We start from the raw sequence: 20,151 nt of genomic DNA, 5'->3' as shown, positions 1-20,151 counted from the left end.
GCCTGCTCGGCCGCCGAGCTCCAGCACAAGGCAGGATTGCGCCGATGAACGGAGTCACGATCGGGCAGGCGGCGGCATTCGTCGGCGTCACGGTGAAGACGGTGCGCCACTACCACAAGCTCGGCCTGGTCAAGGAGCCGGAACGCGACAGCTCCGGCTACCGCACGTACGGATCGGCCGACCTGCTACGGCTGGTGCAGATCCGGACGCTGGCCGCCGCCGGGGTGCCCCTGGCCGAGATCGGGCCCCTGCTCGACGCCGACCCCGCCCAGTTCGCCGCCACGCTCGCCGACGTCGAACGGCAGCTCACCGAACGGATCGAGGAGCTGATCACGCGGCGTGACACCCTGCGCCGGCTCGCCGACGGAGACCGGGCCCTGCTGCCCGACCACGCCGTGGCGCTGCTGGAGCGGATGTCCGGCCTCGGCTTCCCCGCGGAACAGGTGGCGGCAACCAGGGAGGGCTGGGTACTGGCCAGGGCCCTGGTCCCCGAGGGCTTCGACGACTACCTCACCCATGTCGAGCACGCCCTCGACGACCCCCGCTTCGTCGCCTTGATCAAGCGCGCGACCGAAGCCGCGGCCTGGGAACCGGACGACCCGCGCCTCGCCGAACTCGCCACCGCCATTGCCGACCACCTCCTCGCCAACCCCGCACACCTGAAGATCGTGACCGGCCTGCAAGCCCGCACCGACGCCGCGACCCGCTACAAGCTGATCGCCCTGCACGGCGAACAGCCGGGATCGGCCGCGGCCCGGGGGGTCACGCTCGTCGAGACCAAGCTCCGCGCCGCCGGCAGCACACCTCGTCAGCGCTTCTCCTGTGGCTCGCCGGTGGTCCAGTCCCAGTTGGCGATCGTGGTGCGCATCAGGCGGGCGGCGGTGGACAGATGGCTGCCGGCGCCCCAGTACAGGGTGACCGCGCGCCGGCAGTCAGGGCTGTCGACGGGCACCCAGGCGGCGGGAACCCGCGTGGAGCCACCGAGGGCGAAGGCGGGGACGAGCCCGACGCCGAGCCCCGCGCTGATCAGGGCCGCGATGGCGCTGAGCTCATCGACCTCGCAGACGATCCTCGGGGTCAGGTCTCGCGCGGCGAAGAGCCGGTCCAGGAGCCGCCGCTGCCAGTGCCCCCTGCCGGCGCTGACGAAGGCCTGATCGGCGAGCTCCTCGACGCTCACGCCGGCACGGCCCGCCAGCGGATGGCCGAGCGGCACGGCCAGCCCCACCGCCTCGTCGAGCAGCTCCACCGACTCCAGGCCCTCCGCGGGGATCGGCTGCGAGGCGACACACAGATCGACCTCTTGAGAGCGCAGGTGACGGGCCATGTCCTCGGCCGGCGCCCAGCGGAGCTCGACCTCGACGGTGGGGTGGGCGCGCTTGTAGGCCGCCAGCGGCCCGGTGAGCGTGAGGAAGGTCTCCGAGGCCAGCCGCACGCTGCCCACCCCTTCGCTGGCGGCCTCGGCGACGGCTCGCCGCCCCGCGTCGAGCTCGCCCAGCGCCCGCTCGACGTGGTCGCGGAAGAGCCGGCCCGTGTCGTTCAGCCGGAGCCGGCCGCTCCGGTCGAACAGCGGCGTGCCCAGCTCGCTCTCCAGGCGGGCGATGGTACGGCTCAGCGATGGCTGGGCGACGCGCAGCTCCTCGGCCGCGCCGCTGAGGTGCTCCAGCCGCGCTACCACCAGGAACTGCCTGAGCGAGTTGAGCTCCATCACGCCTCCAGACGCATAGCACTACGGCGATATCAATCGTAGAGAAGATAACGCGTGAGCAATGCTTTGCCGCCGACGTGCGCTGGGAGTTCGGCTAGCGCTCGCACGCCGGCTGGCTCATCAGCCACTACCAGGTCTCCCACCGCGGCCGGCACCGCCCCCACAGGCCCGGGCCCGGCGATCGACACCGCTGACGCCCACGACCGCGCGGGCCCGGCGCTCGCCGCGTGAGCCACTCCGACGATCAGGGACGCCCGTCAGCCGCGGGGCGCATACATGATCACCAAGACGCCCACCAGGCACACCAGCGCCCCCACGACATCCCACCGATCCGGCCGGAACCCGTCGGCCACCACACCCCACAGCAGCGACCCCGCCACGAACACCCCGCCGTACGCGGCCAGAATCCGCCCGAAATGCGCATCCGGCTGCAACGTGGCCACGAACCCGTACAGGCCCAGCGCGATCACCCCCGCGCCCGCCCACACCAGCCCACGCTGCTCCCGCACCCCCTGCCACACCAGCCACGCCCCGCCGATCTCGAACAGGGCGGCCAACGCGAACAACACCAGCGAACGCACCACACTCATGCCCGCCATTGCACCAGCCCCCGCCCCCGCCACGCACACGGGGCCCACCCGAGCAGGCCCCCGTGGCAGGCAACCCGCACCAAGCGCCGCACCACGCAACCCTGCCCATACCTCCTCGCAACCGGCATGATCGAACGCATGACAGCCGACGGCAACACCCGCTTCGACGAGGGCGCCACGGCGGTGCGCCGCCACGTCCGGAACGGCAAGGTGTGGACGGCCACCCCGTACCGGGTCCTCCAGGACACCGACGACTACCTCGTGGTGGCCGGCTGGCCAGGGCTGAAGAGCCTCGCCTCCACCACCTGGATCACCTCGTTCCTGAACGGCGGCACCCGCCGCGAGCAGACCATCGACGAACTGGCCTCGGGCCGGTGGGAACTCGGCTGGTGGACCTGGCGGGACACCGTCGTGCGCAGCTGGTACGGCATCGACAAACACTTCACCGTCCGCCAGTTCTTCGACGCCGACCACCGGCCCCTGACCTGGTACATCGACTTCGACCTGCCCAAACGGCGCACCCGCCTGGGCATCGACACCCTCGACCTCATGCTCGACCTGATCGCCGAACCCGACCTGTCCCGGCACCGGTGGAAGGACGAAGACGAATACCGGCACGGCAGACGGCTCGGCCTCATCGACGACCAGGTGCACCGGCACGTCACCGCGGCCCGCGACGAGGTCGTCGGACTCCTCGAGACCCGGCAGGGCCCCTTCGCCTGCGACTGGTCACCCCCCGCCCACGACCTGTGGCCGACCCCGACGCTCCCCGACGACGCCCTGCGGCCCCTCTGACTCCCGCGCGGCGCCCCCCAGCAGCTCGCCCAGCCCTGAGCGCGGCCGCTCACTGGGGCCGCCGCACCTCTCCCTGCGGCGGCGGGTCCACGCGCTCGAGCCGGGTCCAGCCCGTCCAGCCGCGCTCCTTCAGCAGCCCGATCAGCCGGCGCGCCGGCGGCGCCGAGTCGAACGCCAGATCATCCATCAACCGCACCAACGGCGCCTCGACCCCCACCACGTCCACGTAGTCCTCGCCCTGCTCCTCGGCCATCCGCGTGATGGAGGCGGCCAGCCTGTCGGCCAGCTCGACCAGCCGCGGGTCCTCGGCGCTCCAGTCCAGAGCCCGGCCCAGGGTGAGATAGAAGTCCACGAGCTGCGGGTCGGCGAGCTGCTCCCGCTTGCGCGCCACCCACTCCGGCACCCGCCCGGGGGAGTGCGCCGCCAGCGGGATCCAGCCGTCACGCTCGACCGCCACGATCCGCTCGTCCACCCCCAGCGCCCGCAGCCGATCGAGGAACTCCACCACCTCCGGCGGCAGCACCAGCTGGTCCCCGGCGGCCAGCCGGGCGATCCGCTCCCGCGACCGCTGCCGCTGCCGGATCTCCGCCCGCAGCCGCCGGTCAATGTCCGCGACCGCCGCGGCGAACTCCTCCTCATCGGCCCGCAGCAGCTCCCGCACCCGCGCCAGCGGAACCCCCGCCCCGGCGAGCGTGCGGATCCTGATCAGCTCGACCACGGCGCCGGCGTCGTAGCGGCGATAGCCCCAGTGGTCCCGCTCCGGCTCCGGCAGCAACCCCTTGGCGTGATAGTGCCGCACCGCGCGCACCGTCACCCCGGCATACGAAGCCAGCTCGCCGATGGTCAGCATCACACCAGTCTCCTAGCGCGCGGCGCGGGTCCGGAACAGGCGCCGCGACCACCCATAGCCCGCCGACCCGATCGCCACGCACCACCCGACGGCCCACAGCACGGCCGGCCCGCTCGGCGACCCGGCCAGCAGGCCGCGGAAAGCGTCCATGATCGGCGTGAACGGCTGGTGCTCGGCGAACCACCGCAACCCCGCCGGCATCGAGGCGACCGGCACGAACCCGCTGCCCACGAACGGCAGCACCACGAAGATCGTCGGCAGGTTGCTCGCGGTCTCCGGATCCGGGCTGGCCAGCCCCAACGCCACGGCGAACCACGTCATCGCCAACGACACCAGCACCAGCAGAGCGGCCAGCCCCGCCCACTGCGCCACCGAGGCGCCGCTGTCCAGACCGATCAGCAACGCCACCCCCACGACCACCACCAGCGCGAACGCGGTCTGGATCATCGCGCCCAGCACGTGACCGGAAAGCACCGAGACCTTCGCGACGGCCATCGTCCGGAACCGGTCGACGATCCCGTTGTTCATGTCGGTCGCGACCAGGACCGCCGTGCCGATGGACACGCTCGCCACCGTCATCATCAAGATCCCCGGAGTGATGAACGTCAGATAGCCGCCACGGCCCCCCGCCGGAGCTCCCGGCAGGCCGGCGCCCATGGTGGCGCCGAAGACGTAGACGAACAGCAGCAGGAACAGCAGCGGCTGGCCCACCAGCATCAACGTCATCGACGGGTAACGGGCCATGCGCCTGAGATTGCGCCGCAGCATGGTCACCGAGTCACGCACGGCGTACGTCGCGCTGCTCACACCGTCACCTCCTCGGCGGCGGGGCGGCCGGTGAGGGCCAGGAACACCTCGTCCAGATCCGGGGGCCGCACGGCCAGCCCGGTGACCGCGCCGTCGTCGTCGATCCCCTCCAGCAGCCGCCGCAGGGCGGCCAGACTGCCGTCGTGCGGCACGGTCACGGTGAGCGCCCCGGCGTCCGGGACCGCCCCGGGCAACCGGCGCGCCAGCTCCGCCACCCGCTCGCGGTCGGCCACCTGCAGCTCCACGCGACCGCCGGGGACCAGCCGCTTCAGCTCGGCCGCGCTGCCCTCGGCGACCAGCCGGCCCCCGTCCAGCACCCCGATCCGGTCGGCCAGCTGGTCGGCCTCCTCCAGGTACTGGGTGGTGAGGAAGACCGTGACCCCATCGGCCACCAGCTCCCGCACCACGCCCCACAGGTCACGGCGGCTACGCGGGTCCAGTCCGGTGGTCGGCTCGTCGAGAAAGATCAGCCGCGGCCCCGCCACCAGCGTCATCGCCAGGTCCAGCCGCCGCTTCATACCGCCCGAGTACGTCACCACCCGCCGGTCGGCGGCGCCCACCAGATCGAACCGCTCCAGCAGCCCCCCGACCACACTCCCGGCCCGCCGCCGGTCCAGGTGGCCCAGGTCGGCCATCAGCCGCAGATTCTCCCGCCCGGTCAGCAACTCGTCCACGGCCGAGAACTGCCCGGTCACCCCGATCGACGCGCGCACCCGCTCGGCCTCGCGGCGCACGTCGTACCCGGCGACCCGGGCCCGCCCCGCGTCCGCGCTCAGCAGCGTGGACAGGATCCGGACCGTGGTGGTCTTGCCGGCCCCGTTGGGGCCGAGCAGGGCGTAGACGGTGCCCGCGGCAACGCTCAGGTCGAGTCCGGCGATCACCTCGAGATCGCCGTACGCCTTGCGCAGCCCGGTCACCTCGATCGCACTGGTTTTCGTGGTCATGGCGACCATGGTGGGAGATTGACCCTGCGTCAGGGGCAAATCCCGGCGGCACCCGGCGCTGAGCGGGCACAGCAGGACACCGCCGTCCTCCCGGCCCGCCCCGCAGGTCAGGTGGCGGCGGGAGTGGAGCGCGTGGCCAGGCGGTCGAGCGAGATGCCGAGCACGTCGGCCAGGGCGGCGATCGTGAAGAACGCCGGCGTGGCGATCCGGCCGGTCTCGATCTTGCGAAGGGTCTCGGCCGACATCCCGGCAGCAGCGGCCACCTCGACGATGCTGCGCTCGCCACGGGCCTGACGCAGCACCAAGCCGAGCTGCTCGCCACGCAGCCGCTCCTCAAGAGTCAACGGAGGTCGTACCATGACACCCACTCTATACCCGGGATACAAATACCGGTATAGTTATCGAGCCTACGGTGGGCGGAATCACGCCAACCGGGGGAGCGCCACCCCGACCTCACCGGCCACGCAACAACGGATGAGCACGCATCGCCACCTCCAGCTCACCCGGCAGCTCATCCCGATAACGCCCCAGCGTCGCCAGATCACTGTGCCCCAGCACCCGCCGCACCGCATCCATGTCCACCGCATCGGCCAGCAAATGCGTCGCCGTCGTATGCCGCAACCCATGCGGCGTCACCGAACGCCGCTGATCAGGATCCACCCGCTGCTGCACCCGATCGATCACCGCCTGCACATCACCCCGCGCCAGCCGCCGCCCCCGCCACGACAACAGCAACGCCTTCTCCGCCACCGCCGCCCGCCCCCGCGCCAGATACTCCTGCAACACCGCCGCCACATCATCCGGCAACGGCACATCCCGCGTCCGCCCGCCCTTACCGAAGATCCGCCAATAGCGCACACCGTCGTTGGTGAAGAAATCCTCCACATTCGCCCGCACCAACTCCGACACCCGCGGCCCCACCGTCGCCAGCAACAACACGATCACCGCATCACGCAACTCCGTACGCTGATCACGCCGCTTACCCTCCGGCGGCGCAACATCCCCCAACGTCCGCGCCGCCCCGATCAACCCCTGCGCCTGCTCCCGCGTCAACGCCCGCCGCTGCGGCCGCAACCCCCCACGCTCCTTCGACGTCACCGTCGAAGCCGTCATCGGATTGATCTGCACCCACCCCGCCAGCGTCGCATGCTTGAACAACGCCGAGATCGACCGCCGAAACCGCGCCTGAGACGACGGCGACTGCCCCCCACTCGGACTGCGCAACCGCCCATCCGGCCGCCGCGCGAACGCCAGCAGCAGCGCATCCACATCCGCGCCCGTCAGATCATCCAGCACCACATCAGCGCCGGCCAACTCCACCAGCGTCGCCACATCCCGCGCATACACCTCGGCCGTCGACGACGACAACGCCCCCGTCACCGTCCGCGCCCGCACCAGCTCCACATAGCGGTCAGCCGCCTCCGCCACCGTCAACCGGTCGAGCTCCGCAGGCCGCACCGGCCACCCCTTCCCTCGCGCCACGACGAACCAAGCACGACGGTAGCGGCCGACACCGACAGAAACACCGCCCCAGAACGAGCGCCCCGACACCAGCCGAGACGCCCGCCCACAAGCGACGCCCTAGATGTCGCGGAACGTCTCGATCCGCGCCCCCAGAGCGTTCAGCCGCTCCGCCAGATCCTCATACCCGCGGTTGATCACGTACACATTCCGCAACACCGACGTGCCCTCCGCCGCCATCATCGCCAGCAGCACCACCACCGCCGGCCGCAACGCCGGCGGGCACATCATCTCCGCGCTGCGCCACCGCGTCGGACCCTCCACCAGCACCCGATGCGGATCCAGCAGCTTCACCGACGCCCCCAGCCGCGTCAGCTCCGTCAGATAGATCGCCCGATTGTCGTAAACCCAGTCATGGATCAACGTCGACCCCTGCGCCGACGCCGCGATCGCCGCGAAGAACGGCACATTGTCGATGTTCAGCCCGGGGAACGGCATCGGATGGATCTTGTCGATGGGGGAGACCAGCTTCGACGGCCGCACCGTCAGATCCACCAGCCGCGTACGACCGTTGGCCGCCGCGTACTCCCGCCCCCGATCACAATCGAGGCCCATCTCCTCGAGCACCGCCAGCTCGATCTCCAGGAACTCCACCGGCACCCGGCAGATCGTCAGCTCCGACGACGTCACCACCGCCGCCGCCAGCAGACTCATCGCCTCCACCGGATCCTCAGAGGGGGAGTAGTCGACATCCCGCTCGATGTCCGGCAGGCCATGCACCGTCAACGTCGTCGTCCCCACCCCCTCCACCCGCACCCCGAGCTCCTCCAGGAAGAAGCACAGATCCTGCACCATGTAGTTGGAGGAGGCGTTACGGATCACCGTCACCCCGTCGTGCCGCGCCGCCGCCAGCAGCGCGTTCTCCGTCACCGTGTCACCCCGCTCGGTCAACACGATCGGCCGCGACGGCGCCGCCCCCCGATCCACCCGCGCGTGATAGAAACCGCCCGTCGCCGTGATGTCCAGCCCGAAATGCTTCAGCGCCGACATGTGCGGCTGCACCGTACGCGTCCCCAGATCACACCCCCCCGCATAAGGGATCTGGAACTGCTCCGTACGGTGCATCAACGGCCCCAGGAACATGATCACGCTCCTGGTACGGCGCGCCGCCTCCGTGTCCATCGCCTCCAGCTCCAGCCGAGCCGGAGGAACGATCTCCAGATCGCTGCCCTCGTTGATCCACCGGGCCCGCACCCCGATCGAGGCCAGCACCTCCAGGATCCGGTAGACCTCCTCGATCCGCGCCACCTTGCGCAGGATCGTCCGCCCCGAGTTCAGCAGCGACGCACACAACAACGCCACGCACGCGTTCTTCGACGTCTTGACATCGATGCTGCCCGACAGCCGGCGACCGCCCACCACCCGCAGATGCATCGGCCCCGCATACCCCAGCGAAACGATCTCGCTGTCGAGCGCCTCACCGATCCGGGCGATCATCTCAAGACTGATGTTCTGGTTGCCGCGCTCGATCCGGTTGACCGCGCTCTGCGACGTCGCCAGCGCATCCGCCAACTGAAGCTGCGTCCAACCACGATGCTGGCGCGCATCCCGGATCAACCGGCCGATCCGTACAAGGTAATCATCTGACACAACACGAGACCATATCTCACATATGAGATGCCCCAGCCCCACCAGACCCCGACGCGCCGGACAACCCACCAAGACGCACCAAATGCTCCGGAGTCGCCTGCGCCCGCACCTTATGCACGAACCCCCGACGCGCCGCCCGGAACTCATGCCGATCATCGAACATGTCCCGGCTCATCTCCGCCAGCTCCTCAGCCCGGTAAGCATCCAACGGCCTACGCCGCTCATCCACCTCCCGAGCCTGCCGCCGACCGGCAAGCAGCCGATCATAACCCGGATCCACCGCCAACCGCTCCGCGTACTCCAGCACCCGCCGCTCGAAGTCCAACCGCGAACCAGCCAACATCCGATCCGCCAACCCCAACTCCACCGCCTCCGCAGCACCCACCGGCAACGCCTGCCGCGTCAACCGCCGCGCCGCCTCCGCCCCCACCCGCCGCGGCAGCACATACGTCCAGTACTCACTCCCGAACAACCCCATCGTCCGGTAATGCGGATTCAACACCACCGACTCCCGGATGATCACCCGGTCCGCCCCCAGACCCATCATCACCCCACCGGCACCCGCATTCCCCCCGATCGACGTCACCACCAACTGACTCGTACACCCCACGATCTCCCGGCACACCCCATTGATCGCATTGATGTTCGCCCACGCCTCCAACTCCGGATGACGCGACGCCTCGATCACATTCAGATGAATACCGTTGGAGAACGTCTCCCCACCCCGCACCACCAGCACCTTCGTGTCCTGCGCCACCGCATACCGCAACGCCGACGCCAACCTCCGACACTGATCCGACGACATCGCCCCGTTATAGAAGTCGAAACTCACCACCCCCACACCATCACTACGGTCATACGTGATCTCGCTGTACCCCGACCGCTCCGGCACCGAAGCCACCCGATCACCCAACGCCAACGCCGCCGGAAGCTTCACCGCCCCCTCCTGCTCCAACCGCACATGCCCCACCCACACCGAACCATCACCGGTGTTCACCAGCACGGCACCCTCACGCCGCGCCACCACCTCACCCGGCCGCCCCCCAAGCTCCGGACCCCGATACACGTCGAACACCCGCACCGGCACATCACCCAGCACCGACCGCCCACCAGGCGCACCATCAGCCGCCCGCACCCGCCGAACGATCTCCTCCGTCGGCTCCTCCCACGAAAACTCCCGATCAGAGTGCCGCATCGCCCGCCGCAACCGCCCCCGCACATCCGGCGAACGGTAATCCAACGGCACCGGCGCGAACGACGGATCCGCCGCCTTACCCGCCACCTCCACCACCAGCTCCACCGCGGCATCCGCCACCGGCCCGTTGTACAACGCCGACTTACGCGGCGCCTCCGACGGCATCGCGAACGTCCGGAAACCCCAGATCGGACCCGCGTCCATCTCCTCCACCGCCTGCAACGCCGTCACCCCCCACTCGGGCTCGGCCTCCAAAATCGCCCAATCCAGCGACGACGGCCCCCGGTCCCCAGGAGGACCCGGGTGAATGATCACCGTACGATGCGCCTGCCACAACCGCTCAGGCACCCGCTCCTTCAAGAACGGACAGATCACCAGATCAGGCTTGGCCAGCTCGGCCGCCTCCACCATCGCCTGCTCCGACACGGCCAGCTCGACACCGACGTCATGACCGGCCCGGCGCAGCTCCAGCCAGCAACGCTGGGTCAGGCCGTTGAACGAGGAGCACAGCAGCAAGATACGCAACGGGGGACTTCTTTCCAGGCAAGAGGGACACGGAGTTCAGGGGGCGGGGGACTGCTCAGCGGGAGAGGCGTTCCCTCCGGCCCCACGCTTTTAAGACAGCCCCATATGGCCCATACATGCCATTCATGCTGACACGCATCGTCGACTGCTGGTGACAGTTCCGGACAAAAACCCGCTCTGACCGGCCCCAATTGACATGATTTGCCCGAAACGTCCAGTCTGTGATGGAGGTGCCACCCAGCGTGACACTCCAGCCGAAACCCGCCATCCCGGAGCTTCAGCCCCGGGGGAGCGGCCGGCCCGCGCACAAGAGCCCCTTCTCAAACCCGCAGCGGTCCCGACCGCAAGGCCACGAGGGCGCAAGAGCGCGAGGGCGCGAGAGCGCAACGCGGCGAGACGGCCGGCAGGCGGGCACGGGCCGGCGCGCGGGGATGGCACCTCCGGGCGTTAAGGCCCTTAAGTGCCGTTTGCTGCTTTATATCCCATACCAAACAGAATTCAGCTTCTGTCCGGTATGGGATGAGATGTCGAGGGTGAGGGCCGGGAGGGGGTCACAGGCGCTTGACGAAGCGGGCGGCGGCCCGCTGGCTCATGCCGGTCTCACCGCGTACGAAGAACACGGCTTCCTGCATCTGACCGAGCGACTTGAGCTCACGGACCTGATCAACCATGTCCATGCTGACGCCGGGCCGGTTGCGCGGGTTCCTGGTGAGCCGGACGGCCAGGATGATCAGCCAGATGGCCAGGGCGGTGATCACGCCTGTGAGTGCGACAAGACCGGGGGTTGTGATCTCCAGGGCGGACATGTTAAGGCGTCTGCCCGCGCCCGGGCGGTTCATGCCAGTTGCTTGATAATGAACATTATGTCAAGTAGCCGCTTTCGGGAGGGGTCTGCCGCTCCCCTCGGCGGCTGGGGCCGGTGGGTCTGATGGGATTTTTTTCCCGGCCGCGCGGCGGGGTCCAGGGGTGTGGCGAGGGCCGGTTTCGGGGGGCTGAGCGGGGGTTTCGGGGTTCGGTGTGGTGGTGTGGCGGGCTCCCCTGGGCGCTTACGGAGAGTTTGACGTTCTGTCGATTCGCTGTCCTTGGCGCGAGGTGTGGTTTTAAGGTGGAAGTCCTGCTATTCGCGCCGCGAGAGGAGCAGCACGTGGGGAGCCAGTCGGTGTTATGCCCGGTGTGTCAGGGAGTTGTGCCTGCGACGGGTAAGGAGGCGTACACGGCGCTGCGGGGGCGTCTCATTCTGACGAACGGTTACTGCGCGGGTGGGTGCGCGGAGCGGCGTGCTGAGGAGCAGGCGCAGCAGCAGACGCAGCAGATGGTGCGTCTGGAGCCGGCTCCGGCGCCGGCGGTGCCTGTGCAGGGTCCGGTGCGTACGCCGTTGCGGGTGGTGCGCTGATCGTTTTGGTGGGTTGTTCCCCGCGTGGGGTGCGGGGTGGCCGGTTGTGCGGGCCGGCGGCTGGGCGGGGTTATTGGTGGCCGTCGGTGGTGTGCCAGTAGTCGCGGGTCTCGGTGGCGAGGCCGTCGGGGTCGAAGCGGGCGAAGACGCAGCCTGCGAGGGTGATGGGGCGGCCGTTGTCGTGGGCGTGGACCCGGAATTCGATGGCGGCCGTGTCGCCGTCGACGATGGGGTCGGCGAAGGTGACGTGGGGGTTGGTTTCGCCGGTGAATGACCAGGTGATGTAGTCGGCGATGGCCTGTTTGCCCTGGTGTGGGGGGCGGAAGGGCATGCTGGTGTGGACGGCGTCGTCGCGGTAGAGGGCGATGATGGCGGCGGTGTCGTGGTGGGTCCAGCCGTGTTGCCAGGTGTCGGCGAAGCGTTGGGCGGCGGTTCGGGGGTTCATGGGCCCATTGTGCGGGTGTGGGGTTGGGTGTGAGGGCGGTTTTGCGGGGTTGAGGTGAGTGGCTCTCCCCCGGGCTGTGGTCCGCTCCCCTGTGGTGTGTTACCAGGGGTGTACGGCGGTGACGGCGGTGATGGGCAGGGGCCCGTACAGGTGGGGGAAGCCGTTTTCGAGGCGGATGTCGAGGCCGGTGGGGTCGATGTCGAGGATCACCAGGGGTTGGGTGACGTGGGCGTAGAAGGTGGTGTGGACGCCGCGTAGCTGGGTCAGGTCGCGGCTGCAGTGGATGAAGCCGATCTCGTCGAGGGTGTGGCCGAGGGTGGAGATGCGGTACTCCCCCGCTTGCTGGGCGTTTTCCCAGTCGGTTCGCAGGGCGAGGTGGTGGATGGGGGTCATGGCGTCCATTCGGCGTGGAGGATGGCGTAGATGGTTTCGCTGCTCCATTCGCCTTTGACGTATTCGTTGTCGATGAGGGTGGCTTCGCGGCGCATGTGGAGTTTTTCCAGGACGCGGGCGGAGGCGGTGTTGCGGGCGTCGAGGCGGCCGGTGATGCGGTGGAGGCCGAGGTCGTCGAAGCCGAGGCGGAGCATTTCGCGGGCGGCTTCGGGGGCGTAGCCGTGGCCGTGGTGGTCGGGATGGAAGATGTAGCCGATTTCGCCTTGGCGGTGTTGTTTGCTGGTCCAGATGAGCAGGGTCTGGCCGATGAGCTCGCCGGTGTGGCGCAGGGTGACGGCCAGGTCGATGGCGTCGCCTTCGTCGTGGAGGGCGGTGCGGGTGGCTCTCTTTTCGAGGAAGGTTGCGCTGGTGTCGCGGTCGCGGGGTTCCCAGTAGAGGTAGCGGGCGACGTCGGGGCGGGATTCGTAGGCGTGGACGGCGTCGAGGTCGTCGGGGGTGAAGGGGCGTAGGTGGAGGCGGTCGGTGGTGATCGGGTAGTGGGGTTTGAGCACGGAGGAAGTGTAGGGAGGGGTCAGGGTGGCGGCAATGTGTTTTCGGCGGTGTTGATGGCGAGGGTGAGGAGGGTGCGGGCTTCGTCGAGGGGGCGTTGTTCGACGACTTGCTCGAGCCAGAGGGTGCTGAGGGTGGTGTAGAGGAGGCGGACGCGGGGGTCGGTCTCGGGCAGGTGGAGGGTGTCGGCGATGAGGCGGATGCAGCCGTCGGCCCAGCGGCGGGCGATCTGCTGGAGGGCGGGGTCGCGGCCGGCGTGGACGTAGAGCTCCCAGAGGCCGAGTTGGCGGGTGCGGTCGGCGGTGGCGATCTGGTCGGTGAGGGCGGCGAGTCCGTGGGTGGTGATCCAGGTGCGGGTGGTGGTGAGTTCGGTTTCGACGAGTTGGGCGAAGGCTTCGGCGAGGAGTTGGTCGCGGGAGGCGAAGTAGTAGGTGGTGGCGGCGAGGGGGAGGTTGGCGTGGTGGGCGACGGCTCGGTGGGTGACGGCGGCGAAGCCGCCTTGGGTGAGGAGGTCGACGGCGGCGGCCAGGAGGGTGGCGCGGCGGCGGCGTCCGCGTGCTTGTGTGGGGCCGGTGCGGGCGGTGGGGCCGGCGGGCGGGTGGTGGTGCCGCTCCCCCGCCGGTGCGGCCGGGGCGGGGTCGCCGGTGGGGTGGGTGCCTGCTGGTGTGTGGTCCTGGTGCGGGTTCAATGGCCACCTGCGAGGTTGAGGACTACGACGCCGCCGATGATGAGGAGGATACCGCCGATCTTGAGTGGGGTGAGGGTCTCCCCCATGAAGGTGGCGCCGATGAGGGCGATGGCGGCGGTGCCGGCGCCGGACCAGACGGCGTAGGCGGTGCCCATGTCGAGGTGTTGTTTGAGGGCTTGGGACAGGAGGGTGAAGGAGGTGATGTAGCCGGCGGCGACGGCGATGGTCCAGCCGAGGTGGGTGAGGCCGTTGGAGAGTTTGAGTGCGGTGGTGGCGAGGACTTCTGTGGTGATGGCGAGGGCGAGCAGGAGCCAGGGCATGGGGGTCTCCCAGACGAAAACTGGTACTGGTGTGCCATTTTATCTGGCTCGCGTGGCGGGTGCGGATGTGCGGAACTGCTTGAAAAGGCTGTCGAATGCGTGTTCCATTGGTGGGTGTGGGTTGGGACGCGCTTGCGCTTGTCGACGAGGCCGCTGATGAGCGTCCGCTGATCGAGCGGCGTGCGGTGGTGCGTGACGGTTTCTACGAGTTGCAGGCCCGCACGATGATCGAGCGGGTGCCGCCGGCCGCGGGCATCGCCCAGCAGTGGGCCCTGTCCCCCTATCGTGGCTGTGCCCATGCCTGTCGTGGTTGTGGTGCCCGTGCGGGTCATGGGCGGCTGGGGCTGGATGCGGGGCGTGATTTCGACACGCGGATCGTGGTGAAGCCCAACGCGGTGGACCGGTTGCGGGCGGAGCTGGTGCGCTGGGACGGCCAGGAGCTGGCCGTGGGGCTCAGCGGCGACTGTTATCAGGCGGCGGAGGAGACGTATCGGCTGATGCCGGGGGTGATCGGGGCGCTGTCGCAGGCGGCGGTGCCGTTCACCGTTTACACCAAGAGCGCGTTGGTGCTGCGGGATGCGGCGTTGCTGGCGGAGGCCGGGGCGCGGGTGGCGGTGTCGATCGCGTTCGTGGACGAGCGGATCCGGCGGGCGGTGGAGCCGGGGGCGCCGTCGTCGCAGGCGCGGTTGGAGCTGGTGTCGGCGCTGGTGGAGGCGGGGGTGGAGTGCCGGGTGCTGATGGCGCCGGTGCTGCCGCTGCTGAGTGACGCGGCCGATCAGCTGGCCGCGACGGTGCGGCGGATCGCGGCGGCGGGGGCGCGGGCGGTGGAGCCGGTGGTGCTGCGGCTGCCGCCGGGGACTCGGGCGTGGTACGAGGAGTGGCTGGCGCAGGCGCATCCGCAGCTGGTGGAGCGTTATGAGGAGTTGTACGACCGGGCGGGGTTGCCGTCGCCGGATTATGAGGGGCGCATCACGGGGCAGATCGCGCAGTTGTGCCAGGTGTACGGGATGGGGTGCGGGGCGCCGGAGGTGGGGCCGCGTCGGCCGCGGGCGGCGCAGCTCGCGCTGGTGTGAGGCGGGCGTCCGGTTGATCGGTGGCTGCGGGCGCGGGGTTGCGGGTGGTTACGTCCGGGTGTGCGGGCTGGTCGGCTCGCCGCTGATGTGAGCGTGGTGGTAGAGGGCGGCCTGGACTCTGTTGCGCAGGCCGAGCTTACGGAAGATCTCTTTCACGTGGCCCTTGACGGTCGAGTGGGCGATGCCCAGGATGTCGGCGATGTCGGTGTTCGACAGTCCTTGGGCGATGAGGCCGGTGATTTCCTGCTCGCGTCTGGTGAGGGCCTGGGCCGTGTGCGCTTCGACGTCGTCGTCGGGGCGGGAGGTGAAGGCGCTCGCCAGGTATCCCGCGTTGCGGCGGTCCATGATGGCGTAACCCGCGATGACCAGGCGTACGGCGGCGATCAGTTCGGTGGCCGTGAGCTGCCGTTGGGGCAGGGTGTAGCAGCCGAGCCGGAGCAGGTCGAGTTCGAGCCCGGCGGGGTCGGCGGTGACGATGAGGACCGGCGCGCGCGAGGGCAGGCCGGTCATGAACCGGACCGCGTCCAGGGTGTGGATGGTGACCGACGGGGAGTCCACGACGAACAGGTCGACTCTGGCCTGGACGAAGATCCGGCCGGCCTGGGCGAGGTTGTCGGCCTCGCCGACGACCTGGAGGTCGGACTGCTGGGAGAGGATCGAGCGCAGCCCGCTGCGCGCCAGCAGGTTGTCGTTCACGAGTAGGACTCTGCCTGGCCTCATCGTCGGTCCGCCCGTCGAAGGGTTGGAGTGCTCGTCGGGGCGAATATGTCAGCGGTCGATCACACCTCGTTTTCACGGTGTTCTCATCGGGCGGCGCGGGGCCGGGTGGGCTTTCAGGCGGGTAACGCCGTGCGGCGGGCGGCCAGTTCGGCGTACATGGCGGCGCCGTCCGTCAGCACGGCGTCGTCGAAGGCGGCATGCGGGGAGTGGTTGGCGGGGGCTCGGCCCGGGTCGCGGTCGGCGGGGCAGGCGCCGAGCACCGTGACCGCGCCGGGGATCTCTTCGAGCACGAAGGAGAAGTCCTCGGCGGCCATGGAGGGCTGGGCGGCGAGTGCGGTGCGCTCCTGACCGTAGAGGTCGCGGGCCACCGCGTGGACGAACGCGCCCTCGTGCTCGGCGTTGACGGTGGGTGGGTAGGTGGAGGCGGCGGCGATGTCCACGTCCAGGTCGTGGGCGGCGGCGATGTCGCGCAGCAGCCGTACGGCGTGGTCCTGGGCCTGGCGCTGCAGGCGTGGTGACGGCGACCGGATCGTGACGGAGAAGCGTGCCCGGTCCGCTATGACGTTGTGGGTGGTGCCGGCGTGGAAGTCGGCGGCCGAGACCGTGACGGGGGCCTGGCGCGGGAGGCGTATCGTGCTCAGTGCGGTGACCATCCGGCAGGCGGCCGGCAGCGGGTCCTTGGCGAGGTGGGGCAGGGCGGCGTGTCCGCCGGCGCCGCGTACGGTGACCGTGAGCACGGTGCGGCCGGCCATGATGCATCCGGCCCTGGTGACGAAGACGCCGCGCGGGATGCCGGCGGAGACCACGTGCAGGCTGTAGGCGGCGGCCGGGCGGGTGCCTGCGGCGTCGAGCACGCCCTCCTCGATCATGATTCTGGCGCCCGCGTGGCCCTCCTCCCCCGGCTGGAACATGAAGATGACATTGCCGTGGAGGGTGCGGCGGCGGTCGCTGAGCAGTCGGGCGGCTCCGGCCAGCATCGTGGCGTGCATGTCGTGGCCGCAGGCGTGCATCCGGCCGGGGAAGCGTGAGATCCGGCCGGCGTCGCCGTGTTCGTGGAGCGCGAGGGCGTCCATGTCGGCGCGCAGCAGTACGGTCGGGCCGGGCCGGGCGCCGCGCAGCACCGCGGTGATGGAGGTGGCTCTGGCGCCGGTGCTGATCTCCAGGGGCAGGTCGTGCAGGGCTTGGAGGAGTTTGTGCTGGGTGCGGGTGAGCGTCAGTCCGATCTCTGGCTCTGTGTGCAGGTCGTGCCGGAGCCGTAGGAGGTGTTCGTGGAGGGCGCGGGCGTCGTCGGCGATGGTCATGGTGTCTCCCCCGGGCCGTCGGGGCGGCGGGTGCCGAGGATGAATTCGCCGAGGCTGCTTTCGGTCATCGGGTCGAGTCCGGTGGCGTCGGCGAACTCGGTCGCGCCCGCTCCCCCGATGGCGCATGGGGCCAGGCCCATCGCGGTGGCCACGGTGTACATGGTCTGGGTCAGGACGCCGACGTCTTTGAGGATGAGCGCGTAGGCCATCTCCTGGTATTTCCACATCACCCGGCCGAAGCGTGCCGCGATGACGAGCAGGACCTGGGGTGGGGTGGTGGTGCGCGCGCAGGCGGCGGTCACCTCGAGCAGGCGGCCTACCGCGGCCGTCATGGGTGCCACCTGTTCGAGCCGGTGGATGGCCGGGTCGTAGTGGTACAGGCCCTGGTCGAGGCCGTCGACGTGGCGGATGAGCGGGTAGATCTCGAGTTCGTGGGAGGCGCCTCCGCTGGGGTGGGGGCGGCGGACGTGCTCGACGCCGTCGCGCAGGTAGGCGCCGGTGTCGCGGCCGCACCGGTAGAGGAACTCGCCGAGTTGCGCGGCGGTGAGGGGCCGGGTCTCGTCGTGGTCGCGGATGGAGCGCCGGTCTTCGAGGACGGCCGTGACGGTGGGGTCGTCGCGGCGCAGCCGTGCGAGGTCGGGGACGTGGAGGTCGAACTGGGGGCCTGGGAAGGGGTCGTGGCGGGCGGGCAGGGGCGCGAAGCGTTCCCGCGCCCACCAGGTGACCCCGAAGGGGGTGTCGCGGACCGTCCGGCTGCGCGCGTGGAACCACAGCTCGTGCGGGCTCCATTGGCGCAGCCGGAAGTCCTCCTCCTGTTGTTCGTGCGGGACGGCGAGGCGGGCCCAGACCAGGTCTCGCAGCAGGTGATCCGGGACGTCGTCCTGGCCGGCGGGCAGCCCGGCCAGCGTGGCGAGCGTCAGGGGGTCGTGCAGGAGCAGGGTGCACCAGGATCGCGGGGAGTCCACGACCATGGTCGCGTTCTGTTTCGTGATGAGGGCGAACCTCGACAGGCGGAGTTTCGCTGCGGGCTGTCGAGGGGGCGGGGCGGGCGGTGGCCGGTGGGGTCGCAGCGTGTAGAGGGGGCGCCCCCGCTGCTCGACGGTGATCGAGAGCCAGCCCTGGTGCAGAAGCCGCTGGACGAGGTCGTCGTGGGTTTCGCGGTCGGGCAGGCCGGCGCTCAGGTGTCGCAGCAGCGCGCGCTTGTCCGGGGAGGCCGGGCCGAGGGACGCGGTGCGCAGTTGTGTGACCACGTGCAGCCGGCCGTCGGCGATCAGGGCGCGGGCGTGCGGAAGCAGGCGCAGGGATCGGCGCAACGCCGTCTGTGTCATGGCGGGTTCCCTTCGACGATCTCCGGGGCCAGCCCGATGGCCGACAGCGCGGGGTGGATGATGTCGGCGTCTCCGGCCACTGCCAGCGTGAGGTGCTCCGGTCGCAGGTGCCGCGGGTCCACGGTGGCAATGGCGGTGGCGGTGGCGATGGCGGGCCGGTCAGAGTCGACGGCGGGCCGGTCGGTGCCGAGGGCGGCGGCGATGGCCGCGGTCCGGCGCTGCAAGAACCCCGGCGGGTAGCCCTTCCTGACGAGGTGGGCGTAGGCCTCGATCAGGTGACGTGCGGCTTCCCAGCGGACGCCCTGCACGCCGATCAGGTGGTCGGCGGCCGAGCGCAGGTCCGCGGGCGTGAGGTCGCCGCCGGCCGCCGCGGCTGCCGTGTCGATCAGTTCGCGGGCCGTGTGGCCGAGGTCCGGGTTGGCCGTGGCGGCGCGGAGCTGGAGGGTGCACTGGTGGCGGCCGGGCGCCGCCGGGCGTGAGACGAGCCAGCCCTGCACGCCGTAGGCGTGGCCGCGTTCTTCGCGCAGGAGCTGGTTGATCCGCGATCCGGACCAGCCGCCGAGCGCGTGAACGGCGATCTCCAGGCCCGCTCGGGAGCCGAGCGGCAGTACGGGTCCGGCCCGGCCGAGGACCAGGGCGGCCTGTTTGGCGCCGGGCAGGTGCGTGATGAGGCATCGTCCGGCTCCGGCCGCGGCGGGGGTGAGGCGGGGCGGGGGGTGGCTGGGTTTGCGCCAGGCGCCGAAAGCCTGCTCGACCTGGTGGCGGATGCGGGTGGCCGACAGGTCGCCTGCGACGATCAGGTGGGCGTGCTGGGGGCCGATCCTGTGGTCGTAGAACTCCTGGAGGTGCTGTTGCCGCAGCCGGTTGATCGACTCTGTCGTCCCGCCGGCGGGCCGGCCGTGGCCGTGGCCGGGATGGACGGCGGCCGCGAACAGTTGCACGGCTCGGTGGTGCGGGTCGGCGCCGGCCCGCCGGATCTCGACGAGGCGCCGGTCCACGATCTGCCGGATCGTCCGGGCGTCGAGGGCGGGCCGGGTGACGGCCTCGGCCAGCAGGCGCAGCGCCGGGACGAGGCGCGTGGCGGGGGCGACGACGTCGACGTGGGCGCCGTCGGGGTCGCAGCCGGCGGTGAAGGTGGCTCCCGTGCCCTCCACGGCGAGCGCGAACTCCGCCGGGCCGCGCGTCGCGGAGGCGAGGATGAGGGTGTGGGCCAGGACGTGCGACAGGCCCTGGAGTTCTGGTGGGTCGTGCGCGCCGCCGCCGGCGAAGAGGAGTTGCACGGCGGCCACGTCCCGGCCGGGCAGGTCGATGTACGTGGTGCGCAGTCCGGTGTCGAGCGCGGTGGTGTGGGCCGCCGGCAGGCCGCCGTCCTGCGCCTTCGGTAGCGGCGGCCGGGGCGGGCTGGTTCCTGTCATGGGC

Annotated in this window: 22 protein-coding genes and 1 pseudogene; 3 read left to right on the top strand and 20 right to left on the bottom strand. The window is 70.4% G+C overall.

Features of this window, described 5'->3' with window-relative positions; all coding sequences use genetic code 11:
- Nucleotides 1-44 precede the first annotated feature (44 nt).
- Nucleotides 45-200 (top strand): annotated as a pseudogene (locus H4W80_RS60300) (MerR family transcriptional regulator); the annotation flags it as partial.
- Here H4W80_RS60300 and H4W80_RS60295 read toward each other — a convergent pair.
- From H4W80_RS60295 to H4W80_RS06675, 3 genes are all read right to left on the bottom strand, one after another.
- Nucleotides 186-728: a hypothetical protein gene (locus H4W80_RS60295; RefSeq protein ID WP_225966525.1), complete on the bottom strand. Its 543-nt coding sequence runs from the start codon at nt 726-728 to the stop codon at nt 186-188. The pseudogene H4W80_RS60300 and the gene H4W80_RS60295 sit on opposite strands and share 15 nt — an antisense overlap.
- 80 nt (nt 729-808) lie before the next feature.
- The gene (locus H4W80_RS06680) at nt 809-1,705 is read right to left on the bottom strand and encodes a LysR substrate-binding domain-containing protein (protein WP_192784264.1); all 897 of its coding nucleotides are present in this window, start codon (nt 1,703-1,705) and stop codon (nt 809-811) included.
- Nucleotides 1,706-1,962: 257 nt separating this feature from the next.
- Nucleotides 1,963-2,295, bottom strand: coding sequence for a YnfA family protein (locus H4W80_RS06675; RefSeq protein WP_185075410.1), 333 nt, complete (start codon nt 2,293-2,295; stop codon nt 1,963-1,965).
- Nucleotides 2,296-2,433: 138 nt separating this feature from the next.
- Between H4W80_RS06675 and H4W80_RS06670 the strand changes: the two genes are divergently transcribed.
- Nucleotides 2,434-3,090 (top strand): ribonuclease FAU-1 family protein, encoded by a 657-nt coding sequence (locus H4W80_RS06670; RefSeq protein ID WP_192784263.1) that lies wholly within the window; start codon nt 2,434-2,436, stop codon nt 3,088-3,090.
- Nucleotides 3,091-3,139: 49 nt separating this feature from the next.
- Here the strand turns inward: H4W80_RS06670 and H4W80_RS06665 are convergent, their stop codons facing one another.
- The 13 genes from H4W80_RS06665 to H4W80_RS06605 all read right to left on the bottom strand — a co-directional run bounded on the left by H4W80_RS06665 (nt 3,140) and on the right by H4W80_RS06605 (nt 14,310).
- Nucleotides 3,140-3,940, bottom strand: coding sequence for a MerR family transcriptional regulator (locus H4W80_RS06665; RefSeq protein WP_192793319.1), 801 nt, complete (start codon nt 3,938-3,940; stop codon nt 3,140-3,142).
- A gap of 12 nt (nt 3,941-3,952) precedes the next feature.
- Nucleotides 3,953-4,747 (bottom strand): ABC transporter permease, encoded by a 795-nt coding sequence (locus tag H4W80_RS06660; protein ID WP_318786728.1) that lies wholly within the window; start codon nt 4,745-4,747, stop codon nt 3,953-3,955.
- Entirely contained in the window at nt 4,744-5,691 is a 948-nt protein-coding gene (locus H4W80_RS06655) for an ATP-binding cassette domain-containing protein (protein WP_192784262.1), read from the bottom strand. Before H4W80_RS06655 ends, H4W80_RS06660 begins: the two co-directional genes overlap by 4 nt.
- A gap of 107 nt (nt 5,692-5,798) precedes the next feature.
- Nucleotides 5,799-6,050: a helix-turn-helix domain-containing protein gene (locus tag H4W80_RS06650; protein ID WP_192784261.1), complete on the bottom strand. Its 252-nt coding sequence runs from the start codon at nt 6,048-6,050 to the stop codon at nt 5,799-5,801.
- 94 nt (nt 6,051-6,144) lie between these two features.
- Complete coding sequence (locus H4W80_RS06645) at nt 6,145-7,149, bottom strand: tyrosine-type recombinase/integrase (protein WP_192784260.1); 1,005 nt, start codon at nt 7,147-7,149, stop codon at nt 6,145-6,147.
- 123 nt (nt 7,150-7,272) lie between these two features.
- The gene (locus tag H4W80_RS06640) at nt 7,273-8,802 is read right to left on the bottom strand and encodes a helix-turn-helix domain-containing protein (RefSeq protein ID WP_192784259.1); all 1,530 of its coding nucleotides are present in this window, start codon (nt 8,800-8,802) and stop codon (nt 7,273-7,275) included.
- A gap of 16 nt (nt 8,803-8,818) precedes the next feature.
- A complete protein-coding gene (locus H4W80_RS06635; RefSeq protein ID WP_192784258.1) occupies nt 8,819-10,522 on the bottom strand; it encodes an enoyl-CoA hydratase-related protein in 1,704 nt (567 codons plus the stop codon).
- Between the two features lie 551 nt (nt 10,523-11,073).
- Nucleotides 11,074-11,280, bottom strand: coding sequence for a hypothetical protein (locus H4W80_RS06630; protein ID WP_318786727.1), 207 nt, complete (start codon nt 11,278-11,280; stop codon nt 11,074-11,076).
- Between the two features lie 705 nt (nt 11,281-11,985).
- Nucleotides 11,986-12,360: a nuclear transport factor 2 family protein gene (locus H4W80_RS06625; protein WP_192784256.1), complete on the bottom strand. Its 375-nt coding sequence runs from the start codon at nt 12,358-12,360 to the stop codon at nt 11,986-11,988.
- 99 nt (nt 12,361-12,459) lie between these two features.
- Entirely contained in the window at nt 12,460-12,753 is a 294-nt protein-coding gene (locus H4W80_RS06620; RefSeq protein ID WP_192784255.1) for a DUF952 domain-containing protein, read from the bottom strand.
- The gene (locus H4W80_RS06615; protein ID WP_192784254.1) at nt 12,750-13,304 is read right to left on the bottom strand and encodes a GNAT family N-acetyltransferase; all 555 of its coding nucleotides are present in this window, start codon (nt 13,302-13,304) and stop codon (nt 12,750-12,752) included. The genes H4W80_RS06620 and H4W80_RS06615 overlap by 4 nt, the downstream gene beginning before the upstream one ends.
- A gap of 20 nt (nt 13,305-13,324) precedes the next feature.
- Entirely contained in the window at nt 13,325-13,990 is a 666-nt protein-coding gene (locus H4W80_RS06610) for a TetR/AcrR family transcriptional regulator (RefSeq protein ID WP_192784253.1), read from the bottom strand.
- Nucleotides 13,987-14,310: a DMT family transporter gene (locus H4W80_RS06605; protein WP_192784252.1), complete on the bottom strand. Its 324-nt coding sequence runs from the start codon at nt 14,308-14,310 to the stop codon at nt 13,987-13,989. Before H4W80_RS06605 ends, H4W80_RS06610 begins: the two co-directional genes overlap by 4 nt.
- Nucleotides 14,311-14,498: 188 nt before the next feature.
- Here H4W80_RS06605 and H4W80_RS06600 point away from each other — a divergent pair, with 188 nt between their 5' ends.
- Entirely contained in the window at nt 14,499-15,383 is an 885-nt protein-coding gene (locus H4W80_RS06600; RefSeq protein WP_318786726.1) for a radical SAM protein, read from the top strand.
- Between the two features lie 48 nt (nt 15,384-15,431).
- Here the strand turns inward: H4W80_RS06600 and H4W80_RS63405 are convergent, their stop codons facing one another.
- The 4 genes from H4W80_RS63405 to H4W80_RS06580 all read right to left on the bottom strand — a co-directional run bounded on the left by H4W80_RS63405 (nt 15,432) and on the right by H4W80_RS06580 (nt 20,147).
- Nucleotides 15,432-16,079: a LuxR C-terminal-related transcriptional regulator gene (locus tag H4W80_RS63405; RefSeq protein ID WP_192784251.1), complete on the bottom strand. Its 648-nt coding sequence runs from the start codon at nt 16,077-16,079 to the stop codon at nt 15,432-15,434.
- Between the two features lie 137 nt (nt 16,080-16,216).
- The gene (locus H4W80_RS06590) at nt 16,217-17,404 is read right to left on the bottom strand and encodes a M20 metallopeptidase family protein (RefSeq protein ID WP_192784250.1); all 1,188 of its coding nucleotides are present in this window, start codon (nt 17,402-17,404) and stop codon (nt 16,217-16,219) included.
- A complete protein-coding gene (locus tag H4W80_RS06585; RefSeq protein WP_192784249.1) occupies nt 17,401-18,732 on the bottom strand; it encodes a SagB family peptide dehydrogenase in 1,332 nt (443 codons plus the stop codon). The genes H4W80_RS06590 and H4W80_RS06585 overlap by 4 nt, the downstream gene beginning before the upstream one ends.
- Complete coding sequence (locus H4W80_RS06580) at nt 18,729-20,147, bottom strand: M16 family metallopeptidase (protein ID WP_192784248.1); 1,419 nt, start codon at nt 20,145-20,147, stop codon at nt 18,729-18,731. Before H4W80_RS06580 ends, H4W80_RS06585 begins: the two co-directional genes overlap by 4 nt.
- Between the last annotated feature and the right edge of the window lie 4 nt (nt 20,148-20,151).

It is taken from the genome of Nonomuraea angiospora, from assembly GCF_014873145.1.
Taxonomy (GTDB): Bacteria; Actinomycetota; Actinomycetes; order Streptosporangiales; family Streptosporangiaceae; genus Nonomuraea; species Nonomuraea angiospora.
The sequence above is the reverse complement of the archived record's forward strand: the minus strand, read 5'-3'. Positions and strand labels throughout refer to the sequence as shown.

What these genes read in the sequence shown, in the direction of transcription:
- H4W80_RS06680 (WP_192784264.1), bottom strand. Translation starts at nt 1,705, where the DNA reads ATGGAGCTCAACTCGCTCAGGCAGTTCCTGGTGGTAGCGCGGCTGGAG.
- H4W80_RS06675 (WP_185075410.1), bottom strand. Translation starts at nt 2,295, where the DNA reads ATGAGTGTGGTGCGTTCGCTGGTGTTGTTCGCGTTGGCCGCCCTGTTC.
- H4W80_RS06670 (WP_192784263.1), top strand. Translation starts at nt 2,434, where the DNA reads ATGACAGCCGACGGCAACACCCGCTTCGACGAGGGCGCCACGGCGGTG.
- H4W80_RS06665 (WP_192793319.1), bottom strand. Translation starts at nt 3,940, where the DNA reads ATGCTGACCATCGGCGAGCTGGCTTCGTATGCCGGGGTGACGGTGCGC.
- H4W80_RS06655 (WP_192784262.1), bottom strand. Translation starts at nt 5,691, where the DNA reads ATGACCACGAAAACCAGTGCGATCGAGGTGACCGGGCTGCGCAAGGCG.
- H4W80_RS06650 (WP_192784261.1), bottom strand. Translation starts at nt 6,050, where the DNA reads ATGGTACGACCTCCGTTGACTCTTGAGGAGCGGCTGCGTGGCGAGCAG.
- H4W80_RS06625 (WP_192784256.1), bottom strand. Translation starts at nt 12,360, where the DNA reads ATGAACCCCCGAACCGCCGCCCAACGCTTCGCCGACACCTGGCAACAC.
- H4W80_RS06620 (WP_192784255.1), bottom strand. Translation starts at nt 12,753, where the DNA reads ATGACCCCCATCCACCACCTCGCCCTGCGAACCGACTGGGAAAACGCC.
- H4W80_RS06605 (WP_192784252.1), bottom strand. Translation starts at nt 14,310, where the DNA reads ATGCCCTGGCTCCTGCTCGCCCTCGCCATCACCACAGAAGTCCTCGCC.
- H4W80_RS06590 (WP_192784250.1), bottom strand. Translation starts at nt 17,404, where the DNA reads ATGACCATCGCCGACGACGCCCGCGCCCTCCACGAACACCTCCTACGG.
- H4W80_RS06585 (WP_192784249.1), bottom strand. Translation starts at nt 18,732, where the DNA reads ATGACACAGACGGCGTTGCGCCGATCCCTGCGCCTGCTTCCGCACGCC.
- H4W80_RS06580 (WP_192784248.1), bottom strand. Translation starts at nt 20,147, where the DNA reads ATGACAGGAACCAGCCCGCCCCGGCCGCCGCTACCGAAGGCGCAGGAC.